Origin of the sequence: Bacillus sp. UNC125MFCrub1.1, assembly GCF_000701305.1 — a bacterium.
Taxonomy (GTDB): domain Bacteria; phylum Bacillota; class Bacilli; order Bacillales; family Bacillaceae; genus Bacillus; species Bacillus altitudinis.
The window spans coordinates 669342-689232 of the sequence record NZ_JNIG01000009.1; the positions used below are offsets into that span (position 1 = coordinate 669342).

The 19891-nt window shown below is 41.1% G+C and carries 25 protein-coding genes; 3 read left to right on the forward strand and 22 right to left on the reverse strand.

Annotated elements, in window-relative coordinates; genetic code table 11:
* Complete coding sequence (locus N521_RS03625; protein WP_017360077.1) at positions 1 to 663, reverse strand: site-2 protease family protein; 663 nt, start codon at positions 661 to 663, stop codon at positions 1 to 3.
* Between the two features lie 107 nt (positions 664 to 770).
* Here N521_RS03625 and N521_RS03630 point away from each other — a divergent pair, with 107 nt between their 5' ends.
* Positions 771 to 956: a 2-hydroxymuconate tautomerase gene (locus N521_RS03630; RefSeq protein WP_008343530.1), complete on the forward strand. Its 186-nt coding sequence runs from the start codon at positions 771 to 773 to the stop codon at positions 954 to 956.
* A 52-nt stretch (positions 957 to 1008) separates the two neighbouring features.
* Here N521_RS03630 and N521_RS03635 read toward each other — a convergent pair whose 3' ends face one another.
* The 4 genes from N521_RS03635 to N521_RS03650 all read right to left on the reverse strand — a co-directional run bounded on the left by N521_RS03635 (position 1009) and on the right by N521_RS03650 (position 4269).
* Complete coding sequence (locus tag N521_RS03635; protein WP_035389836.1) at positions 1009 to 1821, reverse strand: zinc-dependent metalloprotease; 813 nt, start codon at positions 1819 to 1821, stop codon at positions 1009 to 1011.
* A gap of 223 nt (positions 1822 to 2044) precedes the next feature.
* On the reverse strand, positions 2045 to 2545 hold the full coding sequence (locus N521_RS03640; protein ID WP_024719448.1) for a YwgA family protein: 501 nt from the start codon (positions 2543 to 2545) through the stop codon (positions 2045 to 2047).
* Between the two features lie 30 nt (positions 2546 to 2575).
* On the reverse strand, positions 2576 to 3877 hold the full coding sequence (locus N521_RS03645; protein WP_007497716.1) for an HD domain-containing protein: 1302 nt from the start codon (positions 3875 to 3877) through the stop codon (positions 2576 to 2578).
* Positions 3878 to 4047: 170 nt separating this feature from the next.
* Positions 4048 to 4269 carry a YuzB family protein gene (locus N521_RS03650; protein ID WP_003215259.1) on the reverse strand — a complete coding sequence of 74 codons (222 nt, stop codon included), beginning with the start codon at positions 4267 to 4269 and terminating at the stop codon, positions 4048 to 4050.
* A 242-nt stretch (positions 4270 to 4511) separates the two neighbouring features.
* Between N521_RS03650 and N521_RS03655 the strand changes: the two genes are divergently transcribed.
* Complete coding sequence (locus tag N521_RS03655) at positions 4512 to 5312, forward strand: RsfA family transcriptional regulator (RefSeq protein ID WP_035389840.1); 801 nt, start codon at positions 4512 to 4514, stop codon at positions 5310 to 5312.
* A 35-nt stretch (positions 5313 to 5347) separates the two neighbouring features.
* On the opposite strand, the gene N521_RS03660 is transcribed toward N521_RS03655, so the two are convergent.
* From N521_RS03660 to pta, 17 genes are all read right to left on the reverse strand, one after another.
* Positions 5348 to 5581 (reverse strand): DUF5970 family protein, encoded by a 234-nt coding sequence (locus N521_RS03660; protein WP_008343557.1) that lies wholly within the window; start codon positions 5579 to 5581, stop codon positions 5348 to 5350.
* Positions 5578 to 7854 carry a glycosyltransferase gene (locus N521_RS03665; protein WP_035389842.1) on the reverse strand — a complete coding sequence of 759 codons (2277 nt, stop codon included), beginning with the start codon at positions 7852 to 7854 and terminating at the stop codon, positions 5578 to 5580. Before N521_RS03665 ends, N521_RS03660 begins: the two co-directional genes overlap by 4 nt.
* Positions 7855 to 7957: 103 nt before the next feature.
* Entirely contained in the window at positions 7958 to 8443 is a 486-nt protein-coding gene (locus tag N521_RS03670) for a tetratricopeptide repeat protein (protein WP_019743229.1), read from the reverse strand.
* A gap of 39 nt (positions 8444 to 8482) precedes the next feature.
* A complete protein-coding gene (locus N521_RS03675; protein WP_029575407.1) occupies positions 8483 to 9328 on the reverse strand; it encodes an octanoyl-[GcvH]:protein N-octanoyltransferase in 846 nt (281 codons plus the stop codon).
* Between the two features lie 233 nt (positions 9329 to 9561).
* Positions 9562 to 9957, reverse strand: a complete 396-nt coding sequence (locus N521_RS03680) for an SMI1/KNR4 family protein (RefSeq protein WP_017368244.1) — start codon at positions 9955 to 9957, stop codon at positions 9562 to 9564.
* A 32-nt stretch (positions 9958 to 9989) separates the two neighbouring features.
* Positions 9990 to 10265, reverse strand: coding sequence for a hypothetical protein (locus tag N521_RS03685; protein WP_024719453.1), 276 nt, complete (start codon positions 10263 to 10265; stop codon positions 9990 to 9992).
* A 65-nt stretch (positions 10266 to 10330) separates the two neighbouring features.
* Complete coding sequence (locus tag N521_RS03690; protein ID WP_017368246.1) at positions 10331 to 10603, reverse strand: hypothetical protein; 273 nt, start codon at positions 10601 to 10603, stop codon at positions 10331 to 10333.
* A gap of 28 nt (positions 10604 to 10631) precedes the next feature.
* Positions 10632 to 10994, reverse strand: a complete 363-nt coding sequence (locus N521_RS03695; RefSeq protein ID WP_017360093.1) for a hypothetical protein — start codon at positions 10992 to 10994, stop codon at positions 10632 to 10634.
* Between the two features lie 15 nt (positions 10995 to 11009).
* On the reverse strand, positions 11010 to 12680 hold the full coding sequence (locus N521_RS03700) for a T7SS effector LXG polymorphic toxin (RefSeq protein WP_035389845.1): 1671 nt from the start codon (positions 12678 to 12680) through the stop codon (positions 11010 to 11012).
* An 11-nt stretch (positions 12681 to 12691) separates the two neighbouring features.
* The gene (locus N521_RS03705) at positions 12692 to 12970 is read right to left on the reverse strand and encodes a YwqI/YxiC family protein (protein ID WP_035389847.1); all 279 of its coding nucleotides are present in this window, start codon (positions 12968 to 12970) and stop codon (positions 12692 to 12694) included.
* Between the two features lie 4 nt (positions 12971 to 12974).
* On the reverse strand, positions 12975 to 13373 hold the full coding sequence (locus N521_RS03710; protein ID WP_008343584.1) for a YwqH-like family protein: 399 nt from the start codon (positions 13371 to 13373) through the stop codon (positions 12975 to 12977).
* A gap of 174 nt (positions 13374 to 13547) precedes the next feature.
* The gene (locus N521_RS03715) at positions 13548 to 13814 is read right to left on the reverse strand and encodes a hypothetical protein (RefSeq protein WP_017360098.1); all 267 of its coding nucleotides are present in this window, start codon (positions 13812 to 13814) and stop codon (positions 13548 to 13550) included.
* A 13-nt stretch (positions 13815 to 13827) separates the two neighbouring features.
* Complete coding sequence (locus N521_RS03720; protein WP_035389849.1) at positions 13828 to 15162, reverse strand: TRAP transporter large permease subunit; 1335 nt, start codon at positions 15160 to 15162, stop codon at positions 13828 to 13830.
* Between the two features lie 43 nt (positions 15163 to 15205).
* Positions 15206 to 16084 (reverse strand): prephenate dehydrogenase/arogenate dehydrogenase family protein, encoded by an 879-nt coding sequence (locus N521_RS03725; protein WP_025208161.1) that lies wholly within the window; start codon positions 16082 to 16084, stop codon positions 15206 to 15208.
* 11 nt (positions 16085 to 16095) lie between these two features.
* Positions 16096 to 16767 carry an RraA family protein gene (locus N521_RS03730; protein ID WP_079919313.1) on the reverse strand — a complete coding sequence of 224 codons (672 nt, stop codon included), beginning with the start codon at positions 16765 to 16767 and terminating at the stop codon, positions 16096 to 16098.
* 141 nt (positions 16768 to 16908) lie between these two features.
* Entirely contained in the window at positions 16909 to 17760 is an 852-nt protein-coding gene (locus N521_RS03735; RefSeq protein WP_035389854.1) for a MurR/RpiR family transcriptional regulator, read from the reverse strand.
* A gap of 136 nt (positions 17761 to 17896) precedes the next feature.
* A complete protein-coding gene (gene pta / locus N521_RS03740) occupies positions 17897 to 18868 on the reverse strand; it encodes a phosphate acetyltransferase (RefSeq protein ID WP_008343597.1) in 972 nt (323 codons plus the stop codon).
* 239 nt (positions 18869 to 19107) lie between these two features.
* Between pta and hemQ the strand changes: the two genes are divergently transcribed.
* Positions 19108 to 19878 (forward strand): hydrogen peroxide-dependent heme synthase, encoded by a 771-nt coding sequence (gene hemQ, locus N521_RS03745; RefSeq protein ID WP_007497744.1) that lies wholly within the window; start codon positions 19108 to 19110, stop codon positions 19876 to 19878.
* Positions 19879 to 19891 lie beyond the last annotated feature (13 nt).

Sequence of the window (19891 nt, forward strand, 5' to 3'; positions counted from 1 at the left end):
CTAAAGCAGCGGCTTCAAAATAAGATTAAACCAGTATATGATTTGATCCCGCATTCCGATCAACGGAACAAAAACAAACTGACCTAGCGGTGTGATGACGAAGATGAGGAAAATGATGATTCCATACTGTTCAAATTGCGTCATCTTTGCACGGATGCCGGGACTGACAACATCCTCAATAATACGATATCCATCCAGCGGCGGGATCGGTAATAAGTTAAATAGGAACAAAATCACGTTCAAGTTAATAAAGATTTGGAAGAAATAATCGATCCCCGGCTCAAAGCGAATGAGCGACTCCCCGCCAAATTTCTGAAGAAGCGCATACACACAAAAGCCCAAAAATGCCAAAACCAAATTGCTTAAAGGTCCAGCGATCGACACACATATCCCTGCGAGACGTGGGTTTTTGAAATGGTACCGATTCACAGGTACAGGCCTCGCCCAGCCAAACCCAGCCACAAAGATCAAGATCGTCCCGAAAATATCAAGGTGCTTCAATGGATTGAGCGTCAGTCTCCCTTGATTTTTAGCTGTCGGATCTCCAAAACGATACGCAACATATGCATGCGCCAGCTCGTGCATCGTAAAAGCCACAACAAGCGTAATGGCGACATATGGAATCAGTTCTAATGGATAAACAAGAAATTGGTCCAAAGGCATGAATCCCTCTTTCTTTCTATACAATGATTTACTTCATTCAGTATACTATAAGAAGTCCCTTAAACTAAAGGGAAGCGTAGCATGAAAGGAAAAAGGAGGTTTTCGCCATGCCAATTATCACCGTTCAAATGCTTGAAGGAAGAACAGATGAGCAGAAAAGAGCTCTTGTGGAGAAAGTCACAGATGCCGTTGTTGAAACAACAGGCGCAGGTGCAGAAAAAGTCTCTGTCATTATTGAAGAAATGAAAAAAGAACATTATGCTGTAGCAGGAAAGCGAATGAGCGACCTGTAAGCATATAAAAAGGACAAACACTTTTTCGGTGTTTGTCCTTTTGTCTCTTACCTTATCTGTACCAAGCTTTATTACGGTTCACTTGATTTTTATGAGCCGCATCGAAGTAATCGACAGTGTAAGAATAATCATAATTCATTAAGCAGACAATTCCGCTGCCTTGAGGGTCATGCGGCAAACCAAAGTTATGGCCGTATTCATGTGTAGCCGCTTTTGCTGTATTCGCTGTTCCTTGATCAAGGTTGACACTGAATGCACTTCCGCTCGGTGCACTATTGTAAACATAAGCGATTCCGCCAGCATCAAAGTTTGGATTTGCTGTAAATCCTGTGACAAAATCGTATCCTCTGCCATCAAAGCTGCGCTGAAGGTTAGACAAAATTTGTGATGCATTTGATCCTGAAGACGTCCAAGACCCTACGGCTTGTACGACAAAGTCCACATCATGATCACGGTTAAATGTCACATCCGCTTGCTCAATGATGCTGACAATGCGTGTCTGCCAATCACTATATTTCGCACGATACTGCGCATCAGCTACTGCATAGACGGTCACTTTCTGACTGCCTGTACTAGCTTTTGTTGAAATCGAATCTCCTGTATTTGCTTTAAAGGTTCTAGACCCTACCTGTTTACCAGACTCATCTAAAATCTTTGTTGTCACATCTCTTTCAATAGGAGGTGCCTTTGTCAAATCTTTAAAATCGTTTGCCTTTGGCAACCCTTCACTAATATGTGTTTCAAACGGCGCATGACCATGATCATGCCCATGACCTGCACTTGCAACTGGTGCAGAAGCTGAACTTACCCCCGGTAACAAACTACCTACCAATAAAAATGACAAAAAGACTGAACGCTTTTTCATTCCTATCCCTCCTTTGTTTTTCACAAGGTTATATATTCACTGAAAATTCACCATTTTCCTTCTATTCAGTCAAAAACAGGGAATTGGATATACAGGAAGAAAGTCGAAACATGTCATTTTCACTAATTTTTCGGATATTTTGACACACATTTCATTCAAAAATAGCGCTTTCGGTCCGGGTCTTACAAAACAAAAAAAGCCCAAAAATTGGGCTTTTGCAAAGTTAGTTCAATTCCTTCAACTGATCAATATACGCAAGGGCTGCCTCAAATTCTTCGTCCGTATAGCGTTGCTTGCTTTTAATGGTGAAGACCTTTTCCTTTACCTCATCTTTTGGCAGATCATCAAAGTATAAAATCGTTGAGACAAGCTCTAGAAAACGAGACGATTGCTCATTCATCTGCTGCGTCAGCACTTTGAGGTCAGGCATGTCCACTTCACACTGATCGAGAAACTCTTTCCCATTGTCCGTCAGCGAATAGCGATATTGAAAGTATCCGCCCTTTTTTTCCTTCATTTCGTCCAAGAATCCAAGGTTGCACAGCTCTTCAATTCTGAGCGTCAACTCCTCTGAATAGGGGCCATAAAAATGAAAATCGTATTTCTCGTAAAATGGCAAATCTAGCTTTTTTGCTATGTAAATCATTTTTTGCAGCTTCTTCCGTCCAACGATTTCCCCAGATTCAGAGAACACCTTCATCAACTTTGCATGCTCTTTCAACAAATTCCCGACATCTCCTTTTTCAGTACTTCCTTATCCCAATCCAAGCAGCTTCATGATCGCCTTCTTTTCTTCAGCTTTTTCCGACATATCTACAATTAAGTCCATCGGGAAATAAAGTTTATGATCGGTTCTTCGTTTACCGGAAATGGCGTCAACAATATCTGACTGTCTCGACAGTTCTTTAATATGACCACTTTGCGTCAAGAGATGGATCGGCAGCCGTTCTTCTTCTTCGCCCGGTCTATAGAAGTCATAAGGCAAATCAGAGGAAGAGTCGACCACTAAATAATAGTCAGGATCAATTCCTGCTTCTTTGAACAAAGCCGTCAGCTTGAAATATTTCGTCATTTCTTCATTTGGATTAAACTCTGTATATTGGAATAAACGGCGGTTCATAAAACGGCGGCACAAATCAGCCAGCACGTGATCTTCTTCATCTTCCCACGCCTGAAAATAAAATAAGACAATGGATTCATCCAGCTTAATATAGTCCTCTGTGGTGACATTCCCTTCAAAAATCGAATAAAAATGCACAGGGGCATGTGTGAAAATATATCCCGTTTCATGCAGCTCTTTTGCACGATGGAGAATTTTCGTTAAAATGACTTCCGCACTGCGTGTCACTGGGTGGAAATAGACTTGCCAGTACATTTGATAGCGGCTCATAATATAATCCTCTACGGCATGCATCCCGCTCTGTTTCATCACAATCTGATCTTCTCTTGGACGCATCACGCGTAAAATACGTTCCATATCAAAGTGACCATAGCTGACGCCTGTATAGTAAGCATCACGCTGCAAGTAATCCATTCGGTCGGCATCAATTTGACTTGAAATCAAACTGACCACCTGTTTGTTTTGATACGTTTTGGCAATGACTTCTGCTACATGCTTTGGAAAATCGTCACTAACCCGGCGCAGCACTTCATTTACTTCCGTCTGCCCTAAAATGATATCTCTTGTAAACGATTCATGATCTAAATGAAAGACCTTTTCAAAGGAATGAGAAAACGGACCATGTCCAAGGTCATGAAGCAGGGCGGCACTCAGTACAAGCTCACGCTCCCCTTCATCCCATTCGGGTCTTCCTTTAAACACATCATCCACAATTCGTCTGACAATCTCGTATACACCGAGTGAATGATTAAATCGGCTGTGTTCTGCCCCATGAAACGTTAAATAAGTGGTGCCTAGCTGTTTAATTCGTCTAAGGCGCTGGAACTCTCTCGTTCCGATTAAATCCCATATCAATGCATCCCGTACGTGAACATAGCGGTGCACAGGATCTTTAAATACCTTTTCTTCGGATAATTTCCCTTTTGGATACGCCATCGTTTCGTCCCTCTTTTTTTAAGACGTGTTTCTATTATATCGGGTAACTTTTCCCGAAAACATCCTTGAATTTGCTAGCGAATGTGTTCTCATAGATTGAACGGACGTAAAAAGCCCGACCTGACAGGGACGGACCTCTTTTTAGGTCGACTGAACACATTCAGTGACATTTATTTGACTTTTTTTTGAACCTTTTCGAGTAACTCATCTTCTGTTGGTGCGGATAATGGGCGATTGTTCACAAACGCAAAAGCCTTTTTTCGTCCTGGACCGCAATACGATTGACAGCCAATCTCAATTTTTGCATCAGGGTCAACCGATTTAAGTCGAGGCAATAACGTTTTTAGGTTCGTCGCATCACAATCGTCACATACGCGAAACTCATTAGCCATGTTCTTACGCTTCCTTTCAATGATGAAACTTCATTCTATATGAAACAGTTGGACAACTAAGAGTGAATAATATACCACCCAACATTGTACATCGAAGCGACTGGAGTTGCAAGAAGCATTGTCAGCACAGAGACGTATTCACATAAAAGCTAGTATTTTCCACTATCCTTTTAGCAAACTTGTATAAACCTTCTTCAACTTGGCTAATCTAATACCATCAAATCTTATGGGGGTTTAAACACATGTCAAAACAAAGACAAGATGCTTGGTCAGAGGAAAATGATCTCCTTCTGGCAGAAACCGTCTTACGTCACGTCAGAGAGGGCAGTACACAACTGAACGCATTTGAAGAAGTTGGAGACAAGCTAAACCGTACCTCAGCGGCATGCGGATTTAGATGGAATGCTGTCGTGAGGCATCAATATGAAAAAGCATTGGCACTTGCCAAAAAACAGCGTAAACAACGCATGCGTGCACTCGGCAATGGACAGCCTGCGAAAAAACGTTTGCTCTATCAGCCGCAAGTTGAAGAAACGATCACACAGGAAGAGTTCTCTCAAGAACTGGAACCTGCGCAAGAAGAAACATTTGCACCTGCAGCCGAAACAGCCGAACAGCTTCAGTTTGTGGATCAAAGCTACAATGAAGAGTTAGCTAGTTTATCACATTTATTGTCACAGGCTTCTCAAGTGACAGAGAAAAAGCCAGAAGCCAATCCATTTGGGCAGCGCCAAGAGTTAACCATTGAGGATATCATTGATTTCTTACGCCGCTATGAAGGCGATGGACAGCAATCAGCTGCCTTACGGATGGAAAACAGCCGGTTAAAACGAGAAAACAACGAACTTTCACATAAAGTGTCTCAACTAGAAGCTGAAGTGAAAAAGCTTGAAAAGGATCAGCTCACCATTCAAGAAGATTATGAAACACTCGTCAAAATCATGAACCGTGCAAGAAAACTAGTTTTGTTTGAAGAGGACGACAGTGCCGCACCAACCTTTAAAATGGACCGGAACGGCAACCTTGAAAAAATGGCTGAATAACCAAAAAGTGCTCCCCACCTGCGGGAAGCACTTTTTTAAATATCCAAAAATAGCATCACGCTAAAAAGGACATTGATCAAGAAGACGAACATAAAAATATACCTAACTTGCCTCACCTGAAAATCACCAAAGATAAAAATATAAAGCCCTGCGATACCAAGCGTCAGTACAGGCTGAAGAAACGGCACGAAAAGCGAAATGCCGTAACCGGCTCCTATGATGACAGGAAGCCATAGTAAATAGAGGTAACCGCCATTTTTAGATTTCAAGAAACCACTCCCTCTCTTTCTTCTATCTGCTTGATTTCAGGCTGAACAAACTTGAGTCCAGCCATTGTACGTCTGCGTTTTTGTGATGTCCAAATCGCAATCGCCGGCTGATCCGTTAGAGATTCTGTGTCAATGGTGATCAGCACTTGCCCATTTAATTCAATTGAATCTTCAAACTCAATTTTGCACCCAGATAAACTGATATCATGTATGATCACCGGCACCTTCTCTTCTAGTCGGTCCTCATAGGCGATCGTGCCTGTCACACCTTGCAATGGCCTTCTCATCCATTTGCGACGCAGAGCCTTTGGTACCTTCTCCGTTTCTCTTAAAAAGCGGAGAAACGTCCGAACGGCATACGATTTTTTCTCACGATCCGTCATCGCTACATGCTCTCGTGTGAATAAGAAACGGATCAGTGATAAATACTCTGATTTTTGTGTGTCAGTAAAAGCAACACCAACCATCAGCTTGTCTCCCTCTGGATAGCTCCAAACCACATCACACGACACACTTTCATTCTCTGAAAAAAATAATTGCGTTTGTCCTTGATATAGAGAAGACGCTTGGTCCAATGGAATGGATAGACGTGCACCTGAATCACTCATATCTAGTAGAAAACAAGCCATCGACTGATCTTGATGATCAGAACGAAGATGCCCCTCTTTTTCAATGATAAATCGCTCTGATTTCCGATAACGCGGTCGATCAAACGCCACAAGCAGTGCCATGAATAAGCCTGCACCGTTATAAAGCACCCAAAAAATATTAATCAACATGAGATCAGCGTTCATCGTCCCATTTACCTTCACATCGTAACCTATTTTCACAAGGGCAAGCAATGAGAGCAGCAAGAAGATCAGATGGGGAATCATCGTTTTTAAATGGAAATGCCTTTTGTCCGTTTGAATTCCCTTCGGTGTCACCAGAAATTCAACCCGTTTTTTCAAGAACAGTTCACTGAGTGCCACACCAGCTAAGTGGAATGCCATTGAACTTTCATAAATATGACTCCAAAACATACTTCTTTTTTGATTCGACACAAGTTTAAAAGCTAAATACGAGCTAAAGAACGCCGGCAACCAAAACATGAAAACGGACTGGAAATCTGCCCAGAAACTTTGAATACCAAACAATAAAAACAAAATCGGTGTGAGAATGTAAATCATTTTAAACAAACCGTTAAACCAATACACAATGCCATCTAAATAAAGAACACGCTGCATCAGCGTTAAGCCGCGCACCTTCAAAGGATTAAACTTACGGGCACACTGAATGTTCCCTCTCGACCAGCGATCTCTCTGCTTTAACAGATCAAGCCAGCTTTCAGGTGCCAGACCGACGGCTAATACTTCTCCGACAGACACAGATTTGAATTTCCCTTGGAGAAGCATTCCTGTTGCCATGTCTTCTGTAATCACTCCAGTAGCAAATCCGCCAATTTCATCTAATGCCGTTCTTCTAAATACCGTATTACTCCCAACATACATGACGGCATTAAACCGATCCTTACCAGCTTGGAGAGTTTGCATGAAGAAGTCCTGCTCATTTGGAATTCGATCTTTCGAGAACATATTATATTGGAAAGGATCTTCGTTATAAAACGCCTGTGGAACTTGAACAAACGCAGTTGCCCCATCATGAAAATAGGGCACTGTTTTTTCTAAAAATGAAGGAAGAGGGACCATATCTGCATCAAGCGTCAGAATCAGCTCCCCATCCGTTTGAAACATCGCATGATTTAAATTACCTGCCTTAGCAAATCTGTTATCTGTTCTTGTCAGATAATGAACACCAAACTCAGAAGCAAGCTGCTCTACAACTTCCCTATTGCCATCATCACATAAATAAATTTGAACGCTTTCCTTCGGATAAGAGAGATTCAAACAACCTGCAACAGTGCGTTTCAGCACCTCAATCGGTTCATTATATGTAGCTATGAAAATATCAACTGTTGGCAGCCTGTCAAGATCACTGATCATGACTTGTTTCCGATTTGAAGGCTTCCAAACCAGTGTATAAAACACAAGCAACTGGATAAACCCAATGCATTCACAGGCAACAAGCAAAATGCCCATGACAATATTAAAAGTACCTTCATGCGGCAATGTAAAGAAGAGACGCCAGCAAATATAGGCAGCATTTGTTAACACACATAGCACAATGATGACTTTTTTCACAGTAGAGGCCATTGGCTGGATACGATATATCATATACAACAGAGACAAAATACAAAGCATAAACAGCGGGTAATACGTGGTGATGAGTGACAAAACATTTTCCTTCTTTCTTATGTCATAAAGGACGATCACATATAAAATGTCATAGCAAAGGAGGGGATTCTTCCATTACATTGCCCCTCCATGTCTATATAAATCATTTCCACAATCGATCTAACTGATTTGAATAAAAATCAATGGCCTTTCGATAACTCAAAATAGCAGGATCATTTGTCGTTTCAGTTAAACAGTTCAATAGTATTTCCATGGCTTTGCTATGTTCATTTAAATTATACAAAGTCATGGCATAAAACGTTTGAATGGCTTTATTATGCGGATAAGCTTCCATCGCATGGAGGAATATTTGTTTTGACTTTTCATATTCCCCTAAGGTTCTGTATGTACTTCCTAATCCTAAGAAAGCATCTTCTCTTTCTTCTGAAGACAAACCTAGTTCAAGGGCCCTCTCATAAAAAAAGACAGCTTGTTTTTCCTTCCCTAACACATCATAGCTCCAAGCACATTGATAGTGAATGGAGGCATGATCTGGATACTCTTCTACAAGACGGATGAGCATGTCATTGGATTCTTGAAGATGTCCATTTTCTCGAAGTTCAATCGCTTTCAGAAGTTTCGTTTCCATTACATCACCCCTATTTTTAAGATGGCTGGAAAGATATGTTTACGAGAACACTTTCTCATTCCGCTCAATCATCCGTGTCATGTTTTTCTCAAACTCCAGTTGTTCCTCGGTGGTCAACCCTGAAGCGGTCAGTTGCTCGCTCAGCTTTTGAAGTTCTTCTAGTAAAAGACGCATGAGAAGCGCACAGTCAATGGGTTCTCCAGTTAATTCTGATAGGGATGCCATCGTATCAGGCTGTATATCAGGGAATACCGCTTTCACCTCATGCCGTTTATCCTTTAAGGCCGCCTCATAAAAACGGCGAATCAAATCAGCTCGTTCCCGGCCGCTTCCATCTGCACACAAATAGATTTGCACAGCGACCCCTCCGCGTAATCTACGCTGAGAAATGCCGGCAAATTTCTTTCCATTGATGCTCAAATCGTAGCTACCTGGACAGTAAGAGCCGACAATTTCATAGGCTTCAATGTCCACCTCATACATCGACAGCATCCGGCGGATCAATTCCACCATCGCATCATATCCTCGGTCAATATCAATGCCCTTCTTTTGTTCCGCAAAGATTAAAGACACATTCAGTACGCCTTCATCCAGCACAACAGCAAGACCGCCTGAATTGCGCACAATCACGCGATATCCCTCTTTCGCAAGAAGCTTTACACCATCTTGGAGAAATGGAAGTCTTGTATCCTGAATCCCAAGAACGATCGTATTGTGGTGCACCCAAGAACGCGCTGTCGCTGGTGAGAGTCCTTTCCCGACCGACGCACAAAGCGTATCATCCATCGCAAAAGATTGCTTTGGGTCTACATAGAGACCAAGGCTCGATTGATCTATGATTCGCCATGTCGGCTGCGTCAATAACTCAATAGGTTCATTTTTCATGTCCTGCATATCCTCTCGTTCATAAACTGTGTTTATTATAACATGGAGGGAGAATGAGAGAGAAAAAAGCTCTATGACAAGGAACGTCACAGAGCTTTTCAACTGGATTTGGTTTTCTTGTTCTTCCTTTTCGAAATGAAATAAACAGCTGCAATCAAAACGACAGGAACCCCAACCACGAGGCATGCAGCGATCAATGTGTTCCACGGCAAATCGATCATCTCCTTAATAGACTAAACTTCTATGAAACAGCCGTGACTTACCCAGCTTAACAAGTCTTCAGCCACCAATTCCGCATGCTGAGGGTCCATCACACCAGCATCGACGATCCACACTTTTTTCTCTTCTTCTGCCTGCCGCATAAGAAATACTCGCCCGCCGCCATCGTCACCAATGGCTACATAGCCGCTGGCATAATGATGGACTTCCCATGTTTTATTGCGTTCTACTATGTCTTCAGTTCCGTATAAAAGCAGGTCGCCTCCAATGGAACATCCATTTGATTGTTTCAGTAAGACTTGATGGGCATGAGGAAACATCATATTTAGTTCAGCTTCTGCCTCTTTGATATGTATGTCACTTGCTGGTTCGTTCATGACCAAGTTGGGAATCTGAGAAAAATGAATCATTTTGAAAGCCTCCTAAAAGGTTGAACTAGCGTTTATTCAGCTGATTTTGTCATAATCCTTTTATACACCCGCAGGAGCACCTTTAATAGAAAATAGAAAATGATGACATCGAGTATAAAACCAAAAAATAGAAATTCAACACCATAATTTGAATGCAGGACTAGCCAATCAATGGGAAAACCTCGATAATCCGAACCGGCATGTGGGACATAAACCCCTCTCATAAAAGCTGTCCCAATGACGAGAAGAACACTGATGCTTAATAGCCAATTGACTGTTTTTTTGTTGATGTGTTTTTTCTGATTCATACGAATTCCTTTCTGTGTTTTTGTATCGCTTTCTAATACAAAGACTTCTACCTATCACTATATAATCAATACAACAATTCTTTTAGTAGACTTTCCGCTTTATGTAATTCATCTAAGAATGGATTTAGATAGTCATTATGACTATCCAAGTAAGCCCTAACTCCGCCAATGATAAAGACCTTTTGGAGATCATCATTTGCTTGCATGATTCTTTGGGCATTCTTGTATCTTCTATATATTAATTCAAGTACACCTTGATTGATCTCTTGCGAATATTCTTTTTCTAGGATGTTGATGACCGTTTGGATTTGTTTTGTTAGTTCTTGTTTTTTGTGCATTTAATGCTCCTTAAGACTTTGGCTCATACTAATAAATATCTAACCGTTGACAATTAAAACTTATAAAATCGCCTTCATTTATATCTCCCGGTATATTGTAATCTAATTCTAATAAAAGTCCGCCTACCTTCACTTTTTCATCACGCTTATCAATTAATTGTCCTAAAAAACTATAACTGAAATTATCATCTAATTTTTCAATTCTATACTCTGACAATTCAGCTTTCACTAAGTCTGACACGTCTAAACAATAAATAGGTTCTAATAGTTCATTTTCTTCAAGGTAATTTAATGGTTGAGCAAAACACATTATTTCCAGTTCGCCATCTGTTACAATCACTTCAGCTTCTGAGGCTTCTTGTGAAATCCAGTTTATTTTTTTTATTTTCAATACGATCACCCTTTTTTACTTCTTTGTTTTTATCCCTAAACTTGGTGCTTTTTTAGAAAGTTCTTTAACCGATTTTATATGAAATGTGGTGATATTTCCTGTTTTTCTATCGAGCCCAACAAATCCGTATTTTGCACTTCCCTTTCCACCAACAATTCTCACATATCCATTCAGTTCTGGTACATATTGTCCCTTCTGAATAAGGTGATTTGCATCTTCAAGATAATTTTTAATATTGTATTTGTTTTTGCCCATTGCACCCATTATCTCTTTACTATGCTTTTCAAAATGAATAATAGCTTCATCACCTTTGAATTTAATCAGTTCACCCGTACCCTTTCTTGTCTTCTCAACCCTCTTCACCACATTCTTCCCTTGATCAATCTTAAAGACATATTTCCCGCCTTTAATGATTTTCATAAATGGGATAATAGAGGCTGCGGATAAGGCTTGTTCTGTGCTACTAATATTTTTGCTGGTTTCTGGGTCTTTGCCGGTGACGGCTCGATAACCGTCATAGATTCCGCTGTATTCTAGGATGATGTTTTCGGTTGTTGAGACAACTTCACCGTCTAATATGCGTTTCGCATTGCCTCGGCTCCGGCTTTCTGGGATTTTGTCTACTTCTTCTATTCTAACTTTACCGTTTGCGATATACGTTCGGATGATTTGTTTATTGGCGTAAACGGTGTATCGACCGCCAATAAAATCAATATCGGATGAGTCGGTGACGACTTCATCTGCTATATCGAATTCTTTTAATTTTTTAATGCCTTTGACGTTGTATAGTTTACCATTTACGACCCTGATGTCACTATGAATCTTACTTTTCCCGCCCACAGCTTCTTTTTGTAATGTCGTAAGCAATGGATCGTTTGCTTTGACTTGCTTGTTGACGTTTCGGAGGGTACCTCTATGAACCACCGTATCCACATTCGCCTGTTCTTTCTCATTCAATTTCTTCAACATGATCATCATCGGATTGTCTTTCGGGTTGTCTATTTTGTCATTCAATCCGCTGATCGTGCTGCTTATTTTTTCTTCTTTTCCATTTTTGAAAATAGACCCTTTTTGATAGCTCGTGATGTCGATTTTTGGACTGGTGAACATGGTGCTTAGCGTGTTGATGTATTGCTTCATTGTTTGCAATGCACTTGTTGTTTCATTCATAGCACTTGTTTGTTCTCTGTCAAAGGCATGGAGCAGTCCAATGGTTCTGGATGTCTCAAGCCACGCTTTTTGATAGCTCTGTTGAAAAGCAGACTCGTCTACGTGAGGCAAATGAACGATATGACTGACCCTGCCGATCGCCTGGCTCACATCTGAAACAATGTCAGAAATCGCTCGCTCCGCTTTTTTTAAACCTGAATCAAGTTCGTGTTCAATAAAAGCTTGTGATATAAAGCCATGCTGATTTGATTCAAGGGTATGAAGCGCCTGCTTTGTTTGTTTGAGCGCAGAGCTGTACTCCTCAATGACAACCTGAAAAAATTGCAGGAAGGGAATATGGCATTCTGTATAAAAGGAGCGGATGGCTTGTCCCGCCTCTCCCTTTAGTGCGCCATCAAGTGAGATGATCTGTTGGATTTGTTTTTCTATGGAGCTAATTTGTTGTGATAGCTGTTTTAATGTATTCAGCGTTTGGTCAATTCCGTTTATTAGCGCAAAAGCATCAAGGGTTTTCATTACGTTCTCCTTTATTTTCTTTTACTGCTGGAAGCAAGCGCCTTGTCCGTTTCGATCATGGTGTTCACCGCTTGTTCTGTTTGTACAAGTTGTTTCTGAAGAATGTCTATATAGGATGTACTTAATTCGGTCAGCTGCTGATTGATTTTTTCTAATGTGTCTGCCGTCAGGAGCTGATTTCTTCCTTTGATGGTTGTTGGAAGTGTTGCATTCATTTGAGCGCCTGATTGTTTTGCATGCTGCAATACTCGTTTGACCTGACTGGCATCTATTTTAATTTCTCTGCTCATGTGACTACCCTCTTTTTTCTTCCAGTTGTTTCTGCTTTTCTTTCTCTATTTTTCTTTCAACCGAATGAATTTCATGTTCTAATGAATGGATCTCTGATTTTAAGTCGCTGATTTTCTCATCAATTCGGTTCACTAGATTGGTCAGCTGTACACTTTTTATCTCTTGACTGGCGGATGCCATCTCGTCTCGAATGTCATCAAACGTATCTGCGAGATGGCCAAACCATGTATGTGATGTCAGATCTGGATGAGTCATTTTCTTGTTAGCATCTGCCAGAGCAGACTTTGCTTCTTTTATTTCTTTTCGACACATGTTCAGTTCTATGATTTGTTCTTTTTTTATGGATATGTCTGCCTTTAACGAATACAAGGCTGTTGTATAACCGATGATAGCTCCAGACATCGTCAAACACCTCTATTCCTCAAATAGTCCTCCGTTATGTTACCATTTACTAGCACAAGAGGCATATGATTGAAAACGAATTCACTAAAAAATGAATCGTATGTATTAGGTTTTTATACCTAATCCATACGCACAAAAAAGCTGAATTCATCAACTGAATCCAGCTTTTCATGTTTATTTGAGCGAATCACCTGCTGATGCTGATGGATGATCGCTAAATGAGGTGTCTTTCTTCTCAGGTATATAATGGAGTGAAAACCCGACAAGGCTAAAAAAGGCACTTAACACCAGTGTTGGGTTTTTAAATAGGTTCGTACTAGCAATGATCATATCTCCCTTTTGCAAGAGAATTCCTAGTATTTGACCGAATACCAACAACGTTCCTGACGTTAGAAATAGGACAAGCAGCACTTTAAATAAGAATTCCATCAATACTCTCATCTGTTTCTCCTTTCTATACGGGAAGTATCTCCATTCCAATGAGCCAGCCAATGCCAACAATCGGAAGCATATAATAGAGGATCAGTGGGATAAAGGTTTTTTCTGGTCTGGCCCCTGCAAGACCAGAAGCGATAAATATGGACCCTGATGCAGGCGGGGAAGCGCCTTCAGTTGATGAAAAAGCAAGAATGGCAACTACAGCCACAACTGGGTCCACTCCAACTGAGATTAAAGCTGAAAATGAGACAAGTCCAACTGCTGTTAATGTCGCTGTTGAAGATAGAGGGCCTGCCACCAGTGTGACAAGAACACCCACAATGAGCACCATGAGCCATTTCGGAATGGCAAGTACTGAGGTGATTTGCGTCAAATCATCTGCGAGCCCTAATTCTGCAAGTACTTGACTAGCAGCCACTGCAAACAGCATCAAGGCTCCGATCGTTGTAAACTTAGGAATAGCCGACTTGAAAAACTGAGACCAATCAAGTGCAGACGCCTTTTTTCTTCCAATTGTTAGACTAATTAATATCATGAGAATCGGAATCCACGTAATTAAAGAAATTTGATCCATTGCCTCCGGTCCGATGTTTGGATTACTTTTTAAGTAGTTTGCCAACGGACCAATGGTGATCATGATAGGAATCAAGGCACCGAAAAAAATAAAGATCGACTTCCACCCTTGTTTCACAGCTTCCCAGAAAGGAAGAATATCATCTGGCGGCATGGCCTGAATTTTATTCTTTTTCACCAGAAGATACACCAAAATAAATCGGTATACGACTTGATACAGTCCTCCTATTAGAAGGGCAATATATAAATCTCCCTCAGATACAAGGGCGGCAACCGGGGCAAACCCAAGCATGATAAACATGGAAGAGTTCGGAGGCAGTGCCGCTCCAAGTCCGCCATTCCCTGCTAGAATCGTGGCCGTGTGGGTCCGGCTCCACCCGGATTTAATCATCCAAGAGGCGGTGATAGAGCCAGTCGCAGCTGTGTTTGCAGAATTTGAACCTGAAAGAGCGCCTAACACTGCTGAACCTAACGTACTCATATAAGCTGCTCCACCAGGTAGTTTCCCTACAACAGAATTCAAGATTCGTAAAAGTGCATGAATTAATTCCAACTTTTCGATTAAATAGGCCATGAATACAAATGCGACAGCTGCATAAAGTACCTCATATGTGGATGCAAATATTAAACCATCCCAGAAAAGTCTTAACGCATCCAATCCGCCAAATAATGTGGTCGCAATAAAGCCTAGTAGCATGGCTTCTCCCATATTCCGTTTCACCATAACATTCCATATAATGATGACAGCTATGAACACAATCAACGCAATAAAACCCATATCGTTTCTTCGCCTCCCCTTCATTAAATAAAACGCTTACAAATTATTCCCCTTGCTGCATCACGTCAATGACTTCTTCCCAGCTAGCAGGTTTTACCCCGTCAAATCGTTCAGCAAAGTGAAAGTCTGCTAATCTCTCAAGCTTCTGTTGTGCTGCCCGAGACATACTGGCATCAATCTCTGCTTCATCTAGCATTTCAATAGAGCCAAGCAGCTCAACCGCCCGTCTTTTTGCATGCAATGCACTCCCTGTCACAAGACGGTTCATGGTCTCTTCAAAACTTTTGCTATCGATTGTATCGCTTAGTGAAGAAATCACTTGATGTTCCACATTATATTTTTTGGAAATTTCCAAAAATTCAATCAAGAGACCGACAATCCCCTTCATATAAATGCTTCTGATTAGCTTTAGTGCCGAAGCATCTCCTGGCTGGTCACTAATTTTTGTGATATTCATGCCATAAGCATTCATCACTTTCATGAATTGGTCAACTCCACTGCCGCTTGCCGTGATCGGAACCTTGTGTTTGTTGATTGGAAGAGGCCCTAGCATGGCGGCATCTACAAATAGAGCTTCTTGCTTTTCAATTTCGTTTGCTACTTGTTTTTTGATGTCTGGTGTTGATGCCGATACATCTACATATAATTGATTCTTTTTCAAACTTCCCGATACGGATTGTGCCACTTCTAAGGTTTTATTCGCTGGCACAGCTGCAATCACAAGATCAGATTTCTCAATGACTTCGCTAATACTGCTCGTTAATTGAACGCCTGTTTGCGATGCTTTTTCTTTCAACGAGCCAGCTAATTTCTCACTTAGTAATAGGACATCATACGCATAAAATTGGTCTAATCCTTCTGTTTTCAATCCCGTTGACAGCTCATATGCTGCTTCACCATATCCGATAAAGCCTATTTTCATCACCGATTCCCCTATCCTTGAAATTTTTTCATTCTGCCTTCCAGCCATGCCGGTGCTAAGAGACTGATGTCTTGCTTTCCTTCGTCCACATACTGTTGAATCGTTTTTAATCTCTGATGTTCATACGCTTGTTTCTCTTCCGCTAGTGTCAGCAGGTGTTCCGCCTTTTCCTTTGGAACGATGACGACTCCATCATCGTCAGCAATCACTAGATCACCTGGGGCTACTTTGACACCGCCGCACGAGATGGTTTGATTCAATTCCCCAGGACCATCTTTAAAAGGTCCGTTTGGCATAAATCCCTTGCTGTAGATTGGAAAAGCCAGCTCCTCTAAAGAGAGTTTGTCGCGAACAAGCCCGTCAATCACGATTCCTTCTATTCCTACAGCCTTTGCTGAATGTGCCATCAATTCCCCTAAATAGGCATGACCCTTATGGTCTTTTCCATCAACAATCAGTACATCTCCTTCTTTAGCAGAGTAGATCGCTTGATGAAGAAATAAATTATCCCCTGGCCGTAAGCTAACAGTAAAAGCTGTGCCGACTACATTCATGCCTTTCGCAACTGGTTTGATTTGATGATCCATCGCGCCGGTGCATCCCATTACGTCTGACAGCAAGGTCGAGTTAAGCTTTTTTGCCCTAGCGATAAGATCATTTGACACGAAATGAACAGTACTCATTGTTTCCATCATCCCCTTTGAGTTATATTCATTACACTTATTTTTATTAAAGTAATATTTATTACTTTCGTGATATGATCATACCACCTCATTTTCAATTAGTAAAGCGCTTTCAAAAATAAAAAAATGAGTTCCACACGACTAATGTGTTGTGTGGTAACTCATTTTCGTTAACATATGATTGATTTGATCTAAACGTGGTTTTGTTCTTTCAGGATCATTCATCGCTAAGGCACTTAAAATGTAATCGACGATAAAGATAGCAGATACGACAGAGTTATGAGAGCCTACACTTGCTGAGGAACATGGTAATACATATTGTGCATATTTGGTTAATGGAGAGCTGTAGCTGTCTGTAATTAAAAGGACTTCCACCCCATAAGACTTCGCTGCTTCCAATAAATCCTTCATGCGTTTTGCATAACGCGGGTAGCTGACCGCTATAATGAAATCACTAGAGTTGAAATGAACCAAATCATCCACCCAATCACTTTGGTCTGCATCAATGTATTGGCAATTCCCCAATAACCGATTGATTCCGAGTGACAGATACTCACCAACAGGTCTTCCACTTCGAACACTTGTACACAAAACGTGGCGTGCGCTGGCTATTTTCCCAACAATCTGCTGAAAGGTTTCTTCCGTGATATTGTCTAGTGCGTACTGGATATTTTGAAATTGAAGTTCTACATGGTCATGCAAGAGCTTATTCTTATTTGAATGCTTAAGATTCGCTTCCAGTCTCGTTTGAGGGTCGGCTTTATGCTTCATAGCTGATTGAAGCTCTTTTTGGAACTCAGAAAAACCGGAATACCCCATCGCAGCAGAGAATCGCATGATCGTTGCTGTACTCGTCCCGACTTTTGACGCCAATTTATCTACAGTTAAAAAAGCGACTTCCATTGGATTTTGTACGATATAATCTGCAATTCTCCTCTGCGCATCGGTTAAAAGTGCGACCTTATGCTGAAGTTTATATATTAAATCCTCCATTATAGCACCTGCCTATCCTATCGGCTTTATCTACGATTCGTGTTTTCTTTTCACCCTTTATTGTACACATTTGGACAAAATAAAAAAACAGCCAGCACGAATCTATCGTACTGACTGCTCTAGTCGAGATGCTATTTTATAGTGCTTGAGCTGCTGTAATAAGCGCAAGATTGTAAACGTCTTCGGCATTACAGCCTCTTGAAAGATCGTTTACTGGCTGATTTAAACCTTGTAGGATTGGACCTACAGCTTCAAAGTTACCTAAGCGCTGGGCAATTTTGTAGCCAATGTTTCCAGCTTCAAGGCTCGGGAAAACAAATACGCTAGCATCGCCTTTGATGACGGAATCTGGTGCTTTTTTCGCTGCCACTGAAGGAACGAAAGCTGCATCGAATTGGAACTCTCCATCAAGAACAAGCTCAGGTGCTTTTTCTTTTGCAATGCGAACCGCTTCAGATACTTTGTCTGTTTCGTCTGATTTTGCTGAACCTTTTGTAGAGAAGCTAAGCATTGCTACACGTGGTTCGATGTCAAACATTTTTGCTGTGTTTGCACTTTCGATCGCAATTTCAGCAAGATCTTGGCTGTCTGGTGCAATGTTGATCGCACAATCAGCAAACACATATTGCTCTTCGCCGCGAGCCATAATGAAGACGCCAGAAGTTTTCTTTACGCCTTCTTTTGTTTTAATGATTTGAAGTGCTGGGCGCACTGTATCAGCAGTTGAGTGTGCTGCTCCGCTTACAAGGCCGTCTGCAAGACCTTTATAAACAAGCATTGTACCGAAGTAGTTTTCATCCAGTAATGCTTTTCTCGCTTGCTCTTCTGTCGCTTTGCCTTTACGTCTTTCGACGAAAGCTTGTACAAGATCTTCAAAACCTTCATATGTATGAGGATCATACACGTCAACACCATCAAGTGTAAGACCTAATTCTTTTGCTTTTGCTTCTACTTCTTCTTTCTTACCTACAACAATTGGCTGCAATACTTTGCCATCTGCTAGTTTTTGAACGGCTGTTAGAATGCGTTCGTCCATTCCCTCAGGAAAAACGATCTTAACTCCTTTACCTGCAACCTTTTCCTGAACTGTTGAAAAAATATCTGCCACTTCAATACCCTCCTTGATTTTACAAAAAAAGCGTTCTCTTTTAAGCATACTCTTCTTCTACATAAATTCAAACTACCAACTTACATTATAGCGCTTACAAATTAAATTCTTATTTTTCAAACTAATTAAATCAATTTCTAGAAAAGCGTTTTCGTCGTTCAAGTTTTGATCACATCTTCATTTGGACAAACTATGTTATAGTTGGAACAGATGGAAAACTGTTAATAGGAGTGAAAGAAATGAGCGAACAACATACAACAAATGAAGCAGCTCAAACACTAGATGGCTGGTATGCACTGCATGATTTTAGAACGATTGACTGGACAGCTTGGAAGCTGCTGACAAGCGATGAGCGTCAAGCGATCATTCATGAGTTCACAGGTCTATTAGAAAAATGGAAAACAGCTGAGCACCATCAGGCTGGAAGCCAAACAATCTATAGTATTGTCGGCCAAAAAGCAGATATTATGCTCATGATTTTACGTCCGACCATGGAAGAACTAGGTGAAATTGAACTTGAATTCAACAAGACACGACTAGCTGAGTTTACGATTCCAGCTTATTCTTACGTGTCAGTTGTTGAACTCAGCAACTACTTAGCAGGAGGCGGAGATGGCGGAGACCCTTACGAGAACCCGCACGTACGTGCGCGCCTCTATCCAGAGCTTCCTTCTTCTCAATATGTCTGTTTCTATCCAATGGATAAAAGACGTTCTGGCAATGACAACTGGTACATGCTTTCAATGGATGAGCGAAAATCCCTTATGAGAAGCCACGGCTTAATTGGCAGAAGCTATGCTGGGAAAGTAAAACAGATCATTACAGGTTCTGTTGGCTTTGATGATTATGAGTGGGGCGTCACTCTTTTCTCTGATGATGTGCTTCAATTTAAAAAATTGGTTTACGAAATGCGATTTGATGAAGTGAGTGCACGTTACGGCGAATTTGGTTCCTTCTTTGTTGGAAACCGATTAGCAAACGAGCAGCTAGCGTCTTATTTCCATGTATGATAAACTCTTAAGG